Here is a 13,783-nt window from a genome sequence, read left to right as displayed (position 1 = left end):
CGGCGGGGGTGGGTTAGTTGGGGTTGGCGGCTTTGGTGAATTCTGTGGTGTAGGTCTTGGAGAGGTCGATGGTGTCTTTCTTGCCCTTGACGTTCGGGGAGAAGGAGCTGAGGACCTCGAGGACGTTCTTGGCGCCTTCCTCGTCCATCAGGCCGTCGGGGCGGAAGATGCTCTTGGTGTCGTTGATCGACTTGGCGTAGAGGGCGGGGTTGCCGCCTGCGTACTCCTTGGGCATCTTCGCGGCGATGTCCTCCGCCGAGTGGTCGTTGATGTACTTCAGCGTCTTCACGAAGGCGTTGGCGAGTTTCTGCACGGTCTGCTTGTTGTTCTGCACCCAGGCGCAGTCCATGTACAGCGAGCTGGCGGGGTACAGCCCGCCGAGGGCCGCCCTGGTCCCCTCCTCCGTGCGCATGTCGATGATGATCTTGCCCTTGCCCGTCGAGGTGAGCTGGGCGGCGGTGGGGTCGGTGGTCATGCCCGCGTCGATGCCGCCGTTCTCCATGGCGGCGATGAACGTCGCGCCCGCGCCCGCTTTCACCCGGGTGATGTCCTCGGTGGCCACGCCGCTCTTCACGGCGAGCGCCTGCGTGAGGAAGTCGGTCGAGGAACCCGGGCTGGTGATGCCGAGCCGTTTGCCCTTGAAGTCCTTCGGGGTCTTGATCTTGTCCGCCTGGGCGGTCGAGACCACTTCGACCTCACCGGGCACGTCGGCGAACTGCACGACGCTCTGGATGCACTTGCCCTTGGTCTGCAGGTCGATCGTGTGGTCGTAGAAGCCGACGACGCCCTGGACGTCGCCGCTGATCAGGACGTTCTCGGCCTGCGCCCCCGACGGTTCGGTCAGGAGCTGGACGTCGACGCCCTCCTGCTTGAAGTAGCCGAGCTGCTCGGTGAGCTTGGGCGGCAGGTAGATCACCTTGTCGATGCCGCCGATCATGATCTTGACCTGGGGGGTGCCGTTCTCGGAGGTCTCGGCCGTGCGGGAGTCGCGGCAGCCGGTGGCGGCGACGGCGACCGCGAGACCGGCGACGGCGGTGACGACAAGTCGGGACGTGGCTTTCATGGCGCGGTGACTCCGATCAGATCTGTACTTCGGTGGCGACGGACGGCGGGCGCCAGGACAGGAGCCGGCGTTCGAGGAGGGTGAGCAGCCATTCGGCGAGCAGCGCCATGACCGTGATGATGATCATTCCGGCGTAGATCCCGGCCGCGTCGAAGGTGCCCTGGGCGTGGTTGATGAGCAGGCCGAGGCCCTTGTCGGCGCCGGTGTACTCGCCGACGATGGCGCCGATGAGCGCGAACCCGAAGGCGACGTGCAGGCTGGCGAGAATCCACGAGGTGGCGCTCGGCAGGACGATCGTGGTGAGGATCTGGCGGGGGCCCGCGCCGAGGACGCGCGCGTTGTCGATCAGGGTCTTGTCCACCTCGCGTGCGCCCTGGAAGGCGTTGAAGAACACGGCGAAGAAGACCAGGACGACGGCGGTGGCGACCTTGGACGACATGCCGAGGCCGAACCAGATGACGAACAGCGACGCGAGCACGATGCGCGGGATCGCGTTCGCCGCCTTGATGAACGGCGCGCAGACCTCGGCGAGGAAGCGGCCCCGGCCGAGCAGGACGCCCAGGACGACCCCGGCCAGCGAGCCGATGACGAACCCGGCGACCGCCTCCTCCAGGGTGACGGCCATCTGCTCCCAGATCGACCCGAAGGCCGTGCCGGAGGTGAACCAGTCGACGATCCGGCCGCCGATGTCGGTGGGCTTGGAGTAGTAGAAGGGGTCCAGGAAGGTGCTGGCCGACAGCTCCCAGCTCCCGAGCCATAGCGCGATCAGCAGCAGCCGCGCCGCGGTGATCTTGGGAGCCCGGCGCCGGCGGCGTACGGGGCCCCGGACCGGGACGGCGGCGGGGGTGGGGGCGGGGGCGGTGGTCTCGACGTCAGGCGACATTTCCGGCTCCTCGGGCACGGGTGATCTCGACCTCTTGGCGCAACGGCTCCCCGGTCTCGCGGCAGACGGCGAGGAACGACCCCGGATTAGGCGACATTTCCGGCTCCTCGGGCGCGGGTGATCTCGACCTCTTGGCGCAGCGACTCCCAAACCTCGCGATACACGGCGAGGAACGACTCAGTGAGGCGGATCTCCTCGACGCGGCGTGGGCGTTCGAGGTTCACGGTGATGACGTTCTTGCTGGTGGCGGGGGCCGCGGTCATCACGACGACGGTGTCGGCCAGGGCGATCGCCTCGGTCAGGTCGTGGGTGACGAACACCACGGCGGCCCCCGTACCGGACCACAGGTCGAGCAGCAGGTCCTGCATGTGCTCGCGCGTCTGCACGTCGAGGGCGCTGAACGGCTCGTCCATGAGCAGGATCGACGGCTCGTTGATCAGCGTCTGGGCCAGGGCGACGCGCTTGCGCATGCCGCCGGAGAGCTGGTGAGGGTAGTACCGCTCGAAACCACCCAGACCGACCTTGAGCACCCACTCGCCGGCCAGCTCGCGCGCCTCCTTCTTGCCCGTGCCCCGGTAGCGCGGACCGGCCGCGACGTTGTCGAGGACCGAGCGCCACGGGAGCACGGCGTCCTGCTGGAACATGTAGCCCAGCCCGTCGGGGATCCCGGTGACGGGCACGCCCTGGACGATCACCTCGCCCCCGCTGGCGGGCGCCAGGCCGGAGATCATCGACAGGCTCGTGGACTTGCCGCAGCCCGTGGGCCCGACGACGCTCACGAACTCGCCCTGCCGCACGGTCAGGGTCATGTCGCGGGCGGCGGTGTAATCGCCGCCGTCCCTGGACGGGAAGCGCTTGGTGACGCCGCGCAGCTCGATGGCCGGGTTGGACGGGTTCGCGGGGGCGGTGCCGGCCTCCGCTGATGGGCCGGGGCTCGTCATGACGCTCGAACTCCTTCCGGATTCGCACAGATGTGACACGGCTCGGAAACATCGGTCTGGTAGTCAGTAGGGGACGGGAAACGTTCCCCGGACCGTAGGCCCCGGTGACCTGGCTCACCAGGCTTGTGCCGGTTGTACGAGCAATGCGCGTAGTTCGCGTTCTGCGCGTTCTGCTCACGAGGTCACGCCCGGTGCGCGGGGGTATCGTGCTGCCATGTCCTGGCCCGGGAACAGGCGTCGCCCGAGGTTCGCCACGCAGGCCCTGCTCGTCCAGGTCGCCGTGCTTCTGCTGATCATGGGAATCGGCTTCGCCCTGGTGGCCTACCTGCTGCACGCGGAGCTGGAGAAGCAGTACGAGCAGCGCGCGCTCGCCATCGCGCGCGCGGTGGCCGCCGACGACCAGATCATCCGCGGGGTCACGGCGCACGACCGGTCCGGGCCCGTGCAGGAACGCGCCGAGGCGGCCCGCCGCCGCACGGGCGTGCTCTTCGTCGTGGTGGCCGACGACCACGGCATCCGCTACTCCCACCCCGACGCGACCCGCATCGGGCAGCGGGTCAGCACCGACCCTGAGGCCCTCAGCGGCCGGGAGATCGTGACCTTCGAACGCGGCACCCTCGGGTACTCGGCCCGGGGCAAGGTGCCGCTGACCACCGGCACGGGCCGGGTCGTCGGGCAGGTGAGCGTCGGCATCGCGGCCGGCGAGGTGTCGCGCCGCATCGGCGACCTGATGCGCCCCGCCGCCGGGTTCACCGGCCTCGCGCTGGTCCTCGGCGTGGCCGCCGCCGCCGGGCTGGCCCGCCGCCTCAAGCGGCAGACCCTCGGCCTGGAGCCGACCGACCTCGCCGACCTGCTGCGCGAGCGCGAGGCCGTGCTGCACGGCATCGACGAAGGCGTGCTGGCCGTGGACCCCGCCGGACGGGTCACCATCTGCAACGACGCCGCCGCCCGCCTCATCGGCGGCCGTCCCGCGCAGGGGTCCTCGATCGCCGGCGCGGGCCTGCCGCCCGGCCTGAGCACGCTGCTGGCCGACCGGACCAGCGCACGCGGGGTGCTCGTCGCCACCGAGGACCGCATGCTGGTCGTCACGGCCGCGCCGGTGCGCCGCAGCGACCACGACCTCGGGCACGTCCTGACGCTGCGGGACCGTACTGACCTGGACGCCATGGCCCGGGAGCTGGACGTCGTGCGCGCGCTGTCGGACGCGCTGCGGGCGCAGGCCCACGAGTACACCAACCGCCTGCACACCCTGTCCGGCCTGCTCAGCCTGGGCCACCGCGAGGAGGCCATCGCCTACCTGCGGGAACTCGCCGACGACCCGCTCGCGACCGAGTACGGCGACGGCGGGCGGCTGCGCGACCCGTACATCCGAGGGCTGCTCGCGGCCAAGACGGCCGTCGCGTCCGAGTGCGGGGTCGACCTGCGGCTGAGCGCCGACTCGTTCGTTCCCGCCCAGCTCAGGGCCCCGCTGGACGTCGTGACGATCCTCGGGAACCTGGTCGACAACGCCACGGCCGCCGCCCAGACCGGGGCGCGGCGCCCGGCGTGGGTGGAGGTGTCGCTGCTCGCCGAGGCCGACATTCTGCACATGGTGGTGGTCGACAGCGGCGACGGCGTGTCGCCGGGCGACGTGGACCGGCTGTTCGACCAGGACTTCACCACCGCCGCCGACGACGCCCGGCCGCACGGCGTCGGCCTCGCGCTCGCCCGGCGGCTGACCCGCCGCCACAGCGGCGAGCTGTCCCTCACCCGCGCCTCGGGGGCCGACTGCGGCGCCGTGTTCGTGACGCGGCTGCCCGGCGCGGTGGTCCCCCCGTGATCCGGGTGCTGGTCGTCGACGACGACTTCCGGGTGGCGGACCTGCACGCGCGGTACGTCGGGCGGCTGGCGGGGTTCGAGGTCGCCGGCGTGGCCCGTACCGCCGCCGAGGCCGTGGAGCTGGCCGGGCGCCTCAGCCCGCACCTCGCGCTCCTCGACCAGTACCTGCCCGACGCCTCGGGTACCTCCATCGCCCCGCGCCTCGGCTGTGACGTGATCATGCTGACGGCCGCGGCCGAGCGGGTGGTCGTACGGGAGGCGCTTCGCCGGGGCGTCGTGAACTACCTGGTCAAGCCGTTCTCCGAGGCGGACCTGGCCGAGCGGCTGCGCGCGTACGCCCGGTTCCGCGGGCATCTCGGGGGTGACCACAGCCTGGACCAGGCGGAGATCGATCGCGCGGTCCGGGTGCTCCACGAGGGGGACCACGTCGACGCCGCCGTACGCAAGGGGCGCTCCAGCCAGACGGCCCGCCTGGTCATCGACGCCGTGCGCACGGCGGGCGGGCCGGTCACCGCCACCGACGTCGCGGCCCGCCTCGGCCTGTCGCGCGCGACCGCGCAGCGCTACCTGTCCGACCTGGCGGCCGACGGGCGCATCACCGTGGGCCTGCGCTACGGCACCACCGGCCGCCCCGAACACCTGTACCGCTGGCCCGCCGCCCCGCCCGCCGCACGCTAGCGAGACCACGCCACCCGCCCGTTCCTCGAATGGGCGCACGGGCGGGTGGCGCGGAGGGTCAGTGGTGGTGGGGGCAGGCGGCCGGAGCGTCGTAGGTGTCGTGGTGGGGGAACTCGTTCACGTACCTCTGCCGGCCCAGCGGTGTCAGGTCGAGGTAGTTGTACGTGGTCAGCAGCAGGTCAGGGCCACGGCCGTACGTCGAGTAGGTGTGGAAGACCCGGTCGCCCTCGCGCAGGAACACGCTGACCCCGTGCGCGTCGCCCTCGGTGAAGAAGTTCAGCCCCTTCGCCTCCAGGGTCGCCTTGTCCATGTAGTTGTACTCGACGGGCGCCACGGTCTCGTCGTTGGTGACGTGGAAGTCGTAGTTGAAGTCGGTGCCCTCGGAGGAGTACCACGGCACGGTCCAGCCCATCCGGTGCCGGAACCCCTCGATGTCGCCCAGCGGCGCCCGCGAGACCAGCGCCAGCGAGGTGTCACACCCGTGCAGGTGGCTCAGGTCGCCGATGTTGTCGACGAGGAACGAGCAGCTCGTGCACCCCTGGCCGATGTCGTGCAGCCACATGAAGTGGTAGACGATGAGCTGGCGCCGCCCGTCGAACAGGTCGGCGAGATGCGCCTTGCCGTCCGGGCCCTCGAAGACGTAGTCCTTGTCGATCTCGACCATGGGCAGCGCGCGACGGCCGGCGGTGACGGCGTCCCTGGCCCGGGTGGCCTCCTTCTCCCGCGCGAGCAGCGCCCGGCGAGCCTCCAGCCATTCCTCGCGCGACACGACCGATGGTAATTCCACGGGTTCTCCTTTGGACGTGAACCGGACGGCACCGATTGGCCCGGCGGGGCCCCCGCCCCGCCTCGACCTCTACGTTAGGCCGCCGGTCCCAGCCGGTCGCGTCCCTGCGAGCCCTTTTTCCACGGCGTCCCTGCGAGCCCTTTCCACGGTGTCACGAACGCCGCGCCCCGGTCGAGGACGGGGGCGCGGCGCCCGGGCGCGATCAGTGGAAGAAGTGGCGGGTGCCGGTGAAGTACAGGGCGATGCCCGCCTTCTCGGCGGCCTCGATGACAGCCTCGTCCCGTACCGACCCGCCGGGCTCGACGACCGCTTTGACCCCGGCCTCGACGAGGACCTCCAGCCCGTCGGCGAAGGGGAAGAACGCGTCGGACGCCGCGACCGAGCCCTCGGCCCGGTCCCCGGCGCGCGCGACGGCGAGGCGGGCGGAGTCGACCCGGTTGACCTGGCCCATGCCGACGCCGACCGTGGCGCCGCCGGAGGCCAGCAGGATCGCGTTCGACTTCACCGAGCGGCAGGACTTCCACGCGAACGCCAGGTCGGCGAGCACCTCAGGCGAGACGGCGGTGCCGGTCTTGAGCTCCCAGGCGGCCGGGTCGTCACCGGGGGCGTCCACCCGGTCCACGGTCTGCACGAGCAGGCCACCATCGACGCGGCGGAACTCGGCGGCGTTGGACGGCCCGGCGGCGCAGCGCAGCAGCCGGAGGTTCTTCTTCTTGGTGAGCACCTCCAGCGCCCCGGGGGTGAACGCGGGGGCCACGACGACCTCGGTGAAGATCGGCGCGATCTGCTCGGCCAGTTCCTCGGTCACCTCGCCGTTCACCGCGATCACCCCGCCGTACGCCGACAGCGGGTCGCAGGCGTGCGCCTTGCGGTGCGCCTCGGCCACGTCGGCGCCGATCGCGACGCCGCACGGGTTGGCGTGCTTGATGATCGCGACGGCCGGCTCGGCGAAGTCCCAGGCGGTCCGCCAGGCGGCGTCCGCGTCTACGTAGTTGTTGTAGGACATCTCCCGGCCGTGGAGCTGCTCGGCGCTCGCCAGGCCGTCCTCGCCGCCGGTGTAGAGCGCCGCTCCCTGGTGCGGGTTCTCCCCGTACCGCAGGACGGCGCGGCGCTGCCAGGACGCGCCCATGAAGCCCGGCCAGGCGCTCTCCTCGTCGGGCGCGTACACGCTGGCGAACCACGAGGCCACCGCCGTGTCGTACGCCGCGGTGTGCGCGTACGCCTGGGCGGCGAGGCGGCGGCGTTGCTTTTCGGTGAAGCCGCCCTCCTCGATGGCCTGCAGCACGTCGCCGTACCCGCGCGGGTCGACGACCACCGAGACGGTGCCGTGGTTCTTGGCCGCGGCCCGGATCATCGCCGGCCCGCCGATGTCGATCTGCTCCACGCACTCGGGCGCCGACGCCCCGGAGGCCACCGTCTCCTGGAAGGGGTACAGGTTGACCACGACCAGCTCGAACGGCTCGATCTCCAGCTCTTCGAGCTGACGGACGTGGGAGGGGTTGGAGCCGTCGGCGAGGAGCCCGGCGTGCACCCTCGGGTGCAGGGTCTTGACCCGGCCGCCGAGGCACTCGGGGAAGCCGGTCAGCGACTCGACCGGGGTCACCGGAACGCCGAACGAAGCGATCTTGGACGCGGTGCCCCCTGTGGACACGATCTCGACGCCCACGGCGTCCAGAGCCCGGGCGAGCTCCTCCAGCCCGGACTTGTCGTAAACCGTGATCAGCGCGCGCCGGATGGCGATGCGGGTCACTTCGTGCTCCTCCCTGTTTCCGGACCGTCCATATTTCCTGGCGGCCCGGAGGTTGTGACTGGCTCAGAGAAACTCAACGGCCCGGGGCGTCCTGGTCCTCCGGACGGCCGGGACGGCCGAGGCGGGCGTGCCGTCCGGTGACGGTCCAGCCCTCCCGGGCCATGCGGCCCACGACCTCGACGAGCAGGCGGCGCTCCACGGACTTGATGCGCTCGTGCAGCGTGTCCTCGTCGTCCCCATCGTGCACCGTCACGGCCTCCTGGGCGATGACGGGGCCGGTGTCCACGCCCGCGTCCACGAGATGCACCGTGCAGCCGGTCACCCGCACGCCGTACGCGAGGGCCTCGGCGACGGCGTGCGCGCCGGGGAACGACGGAAGCAGGGCGGGATGGGTGTTGACCACGGGGAACGCGCCGAGCACCTCGGGGCCGAGGATCTTCATGAAGCCCGCGGAGACGACGAGGTCGGGCCGGTGCGCGGCGATCTCCGCGCGCAGCGCACCGTCCCAGGCCGCCCGGGTGGGGTGGCCGGACACCTTGGCGACGAACGTCGGGACGCCCGCCCGCCGCGCGCGTGCCAGTCCCTCGATGCCGTCGCGGTCCGCGCCGACCGCGACGACCACCGCGCCGTACGCATCGGCGGCGGCGGCGTCCATGAGGGCCTGTAGGTTGGTCCCCGAACCGGAGACGAGGACCACGAGCCGAGCCGACAGGGCTGTACTCCTTCGGGGCGACGTTGACGGGTACGGCAGTCAGCGTATCGGCCCGCCCGCTCCGCGACGCAGAGGAGGTCAGGTGCTACCACCGACGGCGGCTCCAGGGGTCGAGGCCGGGCGCCGGGCGCTGCTGCTCTCGATCGGCGCGCTGGCCCTGACGTTCATGGTGCCGGTGATGGGCCTCGCCCTGGGCGTCTTCGCGATCGTCGTCTGCGTCCGCGCGTGGCGGACCAAGGCCCGTGAACGTCAGAGCATCATCATGCCGATCATCGGTTTCCTGATCTCGATCGTCTCGATCTTCACGGCGGCGCTGGTCACGTGGTTCCAGATGTACTTCAGCAACGAGTTCAACGCCTATGGCGAGTGCATGAAGGGCGCCGGCACCGGGACCTCCCAGCAGGCGTGTGTCACCCGGCTGGAGCAGGCCATGGAGCGTAGGCTCCCGTTCATCCCGAAGGGCAGCCTGCGGCTTCCCTTCGCACCCTGACCCCTGGCGCACGCCGACGAAGCCCGAGGAGAATTTGTGAACGTCTGCACCCATCTCGAATCCATCGTCGACGTCCAGCCGGGCAACCCGGCGGGCTGCGAGGAGTGCCTGGCCAGCGGGTCGCGCTGGGTCCACCTGCGGACCTGCCTGACCTGCGGGCACGTCGGCTGCTGCGACTCCTCCCCGAACCAGCACGCCAGCCACCACTTCGCCGCGATCGGCCACCCGATCGCCGAGTCCTTCGAGCCGGGCGAGGACTGGGCGTGGTGCTACAAGGACGAGGTCCTGTTCGAGCCGTCCCCCAGCGGCGAGGGCGCCCGCTCCCACCTCTGAGGTCATCGCCCACTGACGGTCAGGGCCCGCGCCTTCGGGTCACTCCGGTGTCTGGGCCCGCACCAGGGCGTCCCCGGCGCCCAGCCTGCTGTACAGCACCGTCCGCCCGGCGCGCCGGCGCAGGACCAGGCGGGCGTCCAGCAGGACCCGGAGGTGGCGGCCCACCGACCCGAGCCCCTGCCCGGTCAGCGCCACGAGCTGCGTCGTGCTCTTCGGGGCGTCCAGCAGGAGGAGCACCCGCGCCCGCCCCGGGCCGAGCAGCCGGGCCAGGGCCTCGGGCACCGGCACCCCGCCGGGCTCGGCCAGCGGGGCCGAACAGGGGTAGATCACGGCGTACCTGCGCGACTCCTCCCACGAGACCCACCCCTGCCGGGGGGTGACCGGCACGAACAGCAGCTTCGCGCCGGAGATCTCGCGCGGCGGGTTGTCGTGGCCGTTGATCTGCAGCCGCCCGTCCCCGAGCCAGCGCATCTCCGGGCGCATGGTGGAGAGCGCGGCGGCCCAGCCGCCCAGGCTCAGCTCGCGGGTGCGCGCGACGACGTCGGCCTCGATGAGCCGCCGCCGCTGCCGCCAGTACGGCGACACGGCCTGCGTCCAGACCCATTCCAGCAGGTCGGCGGCGCGATCGGCCAGGTCGGACCGCTGCAGTGCGGCGGGAAGCGGGCCGCCGAGCGCCACCACTAGGTTCGCGCGGGCCGTCTCCTGCGGGGTGACGCGGACCCGGGCCAGTTCCTCGTGGAACGCCGGCTCCTCGCCGCCGAAGGGCGTGGGCGTGAGGAAGTCGGCGATCCAGCACCGGTTCAGCCCGGCACGGACCAGCAGCGCCGTGACCGGGTCGGCGGCCAGCCGTTCGCGGTACGCGGGCAGGTGGGCGCCGAGCCACGCGCGCTCCCCGGGGTGCGCGGCCGTGCCCTTCTCCAGCGCGATCAGGCTGGCGGTGGCCTCGGCCAGCGGCGAGACGACGAACCGGCTCCCCGCCAGCGTGTCCGCGTTGACCTGCCACCACCCCATGTTTCGCCCCCGTGCGAAACAGTAACGCCTCCACCCGGGTGCCCGTGACACTCCGTCCATGCGCACATATCGGGAGCTGTTCCGGACGCCGGAGTTCACCCCGCTCTTCGTGACCTGCTCGGTGCAGGTCGCCGCCTCGACGGTGAGCGGGCTGGCCCTCGGGACACTGGTGTACGCGGCCACCGGCTCCCCGCTGCTGTCGGCCCTCAGCATGTTCGGGCCTTCCCTGGCCCAGGTGGTGGGGGCGACCCTGCTGCTGTCGGCGTCCGACCGGCTGCCGCCGCGTGCCGCGATGACCGGGCTCTCCCTGGCCTTCGCCCTCGGCACCGCCGCCGTGGCGATCCCCGGCCTGCCCATGTGGACGATCTTCACGATCCTGCTGGCCCTGGGGCTGGTCGCGTCGGTGGGCGGCGGGGTGCGGTACGGGCTGCTCAACGAGATCCTGCCCAAGGGCGGCTACCTGCTCGGCCGGTCGGTGCTCAACATGACGGTCGGCGCCATGCAGATCTGCGGGTTCGCGGTGGGCGGCGTGCTGGTGACCGCGTTGTCGCCGCGCGGGGCCCTGCTCACCGGCGCCGCGCTCGGCCTGGGCGCCGCCGTGGTGGCCCTGGCCGGCCTCCGCCGCCGCCCGCCGCGCGCCGCCGGGAGGCCGTCGGCGGCGGAGACCTGGCGGACCAACGCCCGGCTGTGGTCGGACCCGGCCCGCCGGTCGATCTACCTGGCCCTGTGGGTGCCCAACGGGCTCATCGTGGGCTGCGAGTCGCTGTTCGTCCCCTTCGCCCCCCGGCACGCGGGGCTGCTGTTCGCCTTCGCGGCGTTCGGGATGCTCATCGGCGACACGCTGGCCGGGCGGTTCCTGCCGCGCCGGTGGCGGGACCGGCTCGGCCCCCTGCTGCGCCTGCTGCTCGCGGCGCCGTACCTGATCTTCTTCCTGCACCCCGGGCCGGTCCTCGCGGTGGCCGCCGTCACGGTCGCCTCGGTCGGGTACGCGGCCAGCCTGCTGCTGCAGGAGCGGTTGATCGCCCTGACCCCTGAGGACGCGCACGGGCAGGCCCTCGGCCTGCACTCCTCCGGGATGATGGTCATGCAGGGCGTGGGCGCGGCCGTCGCCGGCGCTGTCGCGCAGCAGACCTCGGCGGCGACCGCGATGACCGTGATCGCGGTGGCCTCCATCGCGGTCACCCTGTCCCTGGCCCCCGGCCTGCGCCCCCGGCCCGCCCAGGAACCTGTGCTGAGGGTTCCGCACGGGGACCTCGACGACCAGGCACGGTCCAGCGCGTAGAACTCACCGGCTGGAAGACGCCCGGCGATCAGGGGTCACGGTCCCAGGCGTACGGATCGACACACAGGGGTCGCGATCCCAACGGTCCGGCGATCAGGGGTCGCGGTCCCAGGCGTACGGGTCGACGTAGATGATGTGGCCGCCCCGGTCGTCGGACTCGTCGACGATGTCGCGGCGCGGCGGGCGGGGTTCCTCGCGCTTGGGATCCGCGCGGCCCTTCCCGGCGGCGGGCCGCGTCCCCGGCCGGCCCTTGTCCTTGCTCTTGTCCTTGTCCGCCAGGCCCTTCCCGGCGAGGCCCCTGCCCGTGGCGGGCCCCTTGCCCGGACGGCCCTTGGCCGCGCCCGGCTCGGCGGCCTCGGCGGCGGCCGAGGCGTGCTCGTCGGCCCAGTCGGCCCGGATCACCGGGATGGGCCGGGTGTCAGCCTCGGTGGCCTCCATCCAGTGGCCGGACGGCTCGCGGGCGATCGGCGGCACGGCCAGCTTGACCTTGCTCGCCACCTTGACGATCGCGTCCCCCGCCTTGCGCACGGGAACGCTCGCCACGGCGGGCACGGCGGCCCCGTGGAACATCAGCCACCAGTTGGCCAGGCCCGCCGAGATGCCGGCCGCGACCCCCGCCTCCAGGGCGACCGACAGCGCGACCTCCCAGGCCGAGGGGCCGACCGCCGACAGGCGCGCACCGCCCAGCGGGCCGCCCGCGAGCGCGGCGAGCAGCCCCGCCGCCAGGCCGGTGGTGATCCCGCAGACGAACCCCCACAGCGGCGCCGACTCGAAGTGGGGGGTGGGCGCGATGCGGGCCACGACCACGCCCGCGATCGCCCCCGCGAGGAACGGGATCGCCAGCACCCCCATGAGCCACGGGGAGGTGACCCCCGGCTGGGGCAGGGCGCCGAGGACCGGCAGGGCCGGGACGGCGCCGAGCTGGACGCCGGTGGGCGCGACGAGCGTGCCGGCGCCGAGCGCGAACCCGGGGCCGCTGATGTAGGCGACGCCCCAGATGACGAAGTTGAACAGGTAGAGCGACTCCACGAGCAACAGGAGCAGGCCGCCGATGAACCCGGGGGCCAGCAGCTCGGACAGCCGCTGGATGCGCCCGAAGTTCATGACACCGGCCGTGAGCACGAGCACGAGCCCCGCGGCGAGCATCGTCGTGAGCGCGACGGCGGTGCCGACGACGACCGACCTCGCCCGCTCGGGGAGCAGGCGGAGCATCGAGCGCCAGGGGCCGATGGTCCGCGCGGTCGCCAGCGACCCGGCGACGAACGCCAGCACGAGGTGGCTGACCAGCGCTTCGCCGATGAACGGCTGGGTCACGTTGTTCCGGGCGACCAGTGCGATGACCCCGGCGAGCAGGGCGTACGGCGCGGCCAGGGAGATGCCCGCCTGGGCGATCAGCACGAGCTGCGCGCGGCGGCGGGCGTTGGCCAGGTCCTTCGGGCTCCCCTTGGGCAGCCGCGCGGGCAGCCGCAGCCGCAGGTCGGCGTCCTGTGCCATCCAGATCGCGGCGCGGTACAGCAGGGCGGCGGGCAGCACCATCAACCCGAGGGGCAGCAGGCCGACCCGCCCGCCCGGGATCGCGAAACCGGCGTGGTGGGCGGCCAGCCACACCTGGCAGGCGGCACGGAACACGCCGGGGATCCCCTGGCCGAACGCGCCGCGCGGCGCCGCGATCCACCCGATCAGGGTGAGCGTGGTGAGGACGGCCAGGCCGACGCCGAGGGTCCAGGCGGCGGCGATCATCCCGGCGACGGGCAGCGGACGGCGGGCCTCGTCGTCGTCGCCCCCGCCCCCCGGGAGGGGGATGCGGCGCAGGACGGTGCGGGGGGCCGCCCGGAGCTGGTCGAGAAGGGCCGTCACAGTAGTCGATGTTCTCAGCATCCACGCCCCGCACGTGCCTACCGTGCCCCGCGTGTCGCCCCCTTTGTCCCCCCGCCTAGCTCATATCCCCCCTCGCCCTCCCCTTCCACCCACCCTGAACCCGTGAAACCACCCCGCCCACGCCACGCCCCAGAGTCCCAGGGACCCACCCCGCCCC

General features: G+C 72.5%; 13 protein-coding genes. 5 read left to right on the top strand and 8 right to left on the bottom strand.

What is annotated here, in order from left to right; all coding sequences use genetic code 11:
- Positions 1–13: 13 nt before the first annotated feature.
- The 3 genes from NYZ98_RS40300 to NYZ98_RS40290 all read right to left on the bottom strand — a co-directional run bounded on the left by NYZ98_RS40300 (position 14) and on the right by NYZ98_RS40290 (position 2,887).
- Positions 14–1,063 carry an ABC transporter substrate-binding protein gene (locus NYZ98_RS40300; RefSeq protein ID WP_262850660.1) on the bottom strand — a complete coding sequence of 350 codons (1,050 nt, stop codon included), beginning with the start codon at positions 1,061–1,063 and terminating at the stop codon, positions 14–16.
- Between the two features lie 16 nt (positions 1,064–1,079).
- Positions 1,080–1,946 (bottom strand): ABC transporter permease, encoded by an 867-nt coding sequence (locus tag NYZ98_RS40295; RefSeq protein ID WP_262850658.1) that lies wholly within the window; start codon positions 1,944–1,946, stop codon positions 1,080–1,082.
- An 86-nt stretch (positions 1,947–2,032) separates the two neighbouring features.
- Complete coding sequence (locus NYZ98_RS40290) at positions 2,033–2,887, bottom strand: ABC transporter ATP-binding protein (RefSeq protein WP_262850656.1); 855 nt, start codon at positions 2,885–2,887, stop codon at positions 2,033–2,035.
- Positions 2,888–3,101: 214 nt separating this feature from the next.
- On the opposite strand from NYZ98_RS40290, the gene NYZ98_RS40285 reads away from it, so the two are divergent.
- Positions 3,102–4,706 carry a sensor histidine kinase gene (locus tag NYZ98_RS40285; RefSeq protein WP_262850654.1) on the top strand — a complete coding sequence of 535 codons (1,605 nt, stop codon included), beginning with the start codon at positions 3,102–3,104 and terminating at the stop codon, positions 4,704–4,706.
- The gene (locus NYZ98_RS40280) at positions 4,703–5,383 is read left to right on the top strand and encodes a response regulator (RefSeq protein WP_262850652.1); all 681 of its coding nucleotides are present in this window, start codon (positions 4,703–4,705) and stop codon (positions 5,381–5,383) included. Before NYZ98_RS40285 ends, NYZ98_RS40280 begins: the two co-directional genes overlap by 4 nt.
- 58 nt (positions 5,384–5,441) lie before the next feature.
- Here NYZ98_RS40280 and NYZ98_RS40275 read toward each other — a convergent pair whose 3' ends face one another.
- From NYZ98_RS40275 to purN, 3 genes are all read right to left on the bottom strand, one after another.
- The gene (locus NYZ98_RS40275) at positions 5,442–6,170 is read right to left on the bottom strand and encodes a DUF899 domain-containing protein (RefSeq protein ID WP_262850650.1); all 729 of its coding nucleotides are present in this window, start codon (positions 6,168–6,170) and stop codon (positions 5,442–5,444) included.
- Between the two features lie 202 nt (positions 6,171–6,372).
- Positions 6,373–7,920 (bottom strand): bifunctional phosphoribosylaminoimidazolecarboxamide formyltransferase/IMP cyclohydrolase, encoded by a 1,548-nt coding sequence (gene purH / locus NYZ98_RS40270; protein ID WP_262850648.1) that lies wholly within the window; start codon positions 7,918–7,920, stop codon positions 6,373–6,375.
- A gap of 73 nt (positions 7,921–7,993) precedes the next feature.
- Entirely contained in the window at positions 7,994–8,632 is a 639-nt protein-coding gene (purN, locus tag NYZ98_RS40265) for a phosphoribosylglycinamide formyltransferase (RefSeq protein ID WP_262850662.1), read from the bottom strand.
- Positions 8,633–8,714: 82 nt separating this feature from the next.
- Here purN and NYZ98_RS40260 point away from each other — a divergent pair, with 82 nt between their 5' ends.
- Entirely contained in the window at positions 8,715–9,122 is a 408-nt protein-coding gene (locus NYZ98_RS40260) for a hypothetical protein (RefSeq protein ID WP_262850646.1), read from the top strand.
- Between the two features lie 36 nt (positions 9,123–9,158).
- On the top strand, positions 9,159–9,455 hold the full coding sequence (locus NYZ98_RS40255) for a UBP-type zinc finger domain-containing protein (RefSeq protein WP_262850644.1): 297 nt from the start codon (positions 9,159–9,161) through the stop codon (positions 9,453–9,455).
- A 39-nt stretch (positions 9,456–9,494) separates the two neighbouring features.
- On the opposite strand, the gene NYZ98_RS40250 is transcribed toward NYZ98_RS40255, so the two are convergent.
- Positions 9,495–10,466, bottom strand: a complete 972-nt coding sequence (locus tag NYZ98_RS40250) for an ArsR/SmtB family transcription factor (RefSeq protein ID WP_262850641.1) — start codon at positions 10,464–10,466, stop codon at positions 9,495–9,497.
- Between the two features lie 58 nt (positions 10,467–10,524).
- Here NYZ98_RS40250 and NYZ98_RS40245 point away from each other — a divergent pair, with 58 nt between their 5' ends.
- On the top strand, positions 10,525–11,748 hold the full coding sequence (locus tag NYZ98_RS40245; protein WP_262850639.1) for an MFS transporter: 1,224 nt from the start codon (positions 10,525–10,527) through the stop codon (positions 11,746–11,748).
- 93 nt (positions 11,749–11,841) lie between these two features.
- On the opposite strand, the gene NYZ98_RS40240 is transcribed toward NYZ98_RS40245, so the two are convergent.
- On the bottom strand, positions 11,842–13,605 hold the full coding sequence (locus tag NYZ98_RS40240) for a cell division protein PerM (protein WP_262850636.1): 1,764 nt from the start codon (positions 13,603–13,605) through the stop codon (positions 11,842–11,844).
- Between the last annotated feature and the right edge of the window lie 178 nt (positions 13,606–13,783).

The sequence above is a fragment of the Sphaerisporangium corydalis genome (assembly GCF_025506355.1).
Classification (GTDB): domain Bacteria; phylum Actinomycetota; class Actinomycetes; order Streptosporangiales; family Streptosporangiaceae; genus Sphaerisporangium; species Sphaerisporangium corydalis.
The sequence above is the reverse complement of the archived record's forward strand: the minus strand, read 5'-3'. Positions and strand labels throughout refer to the sequence as shown.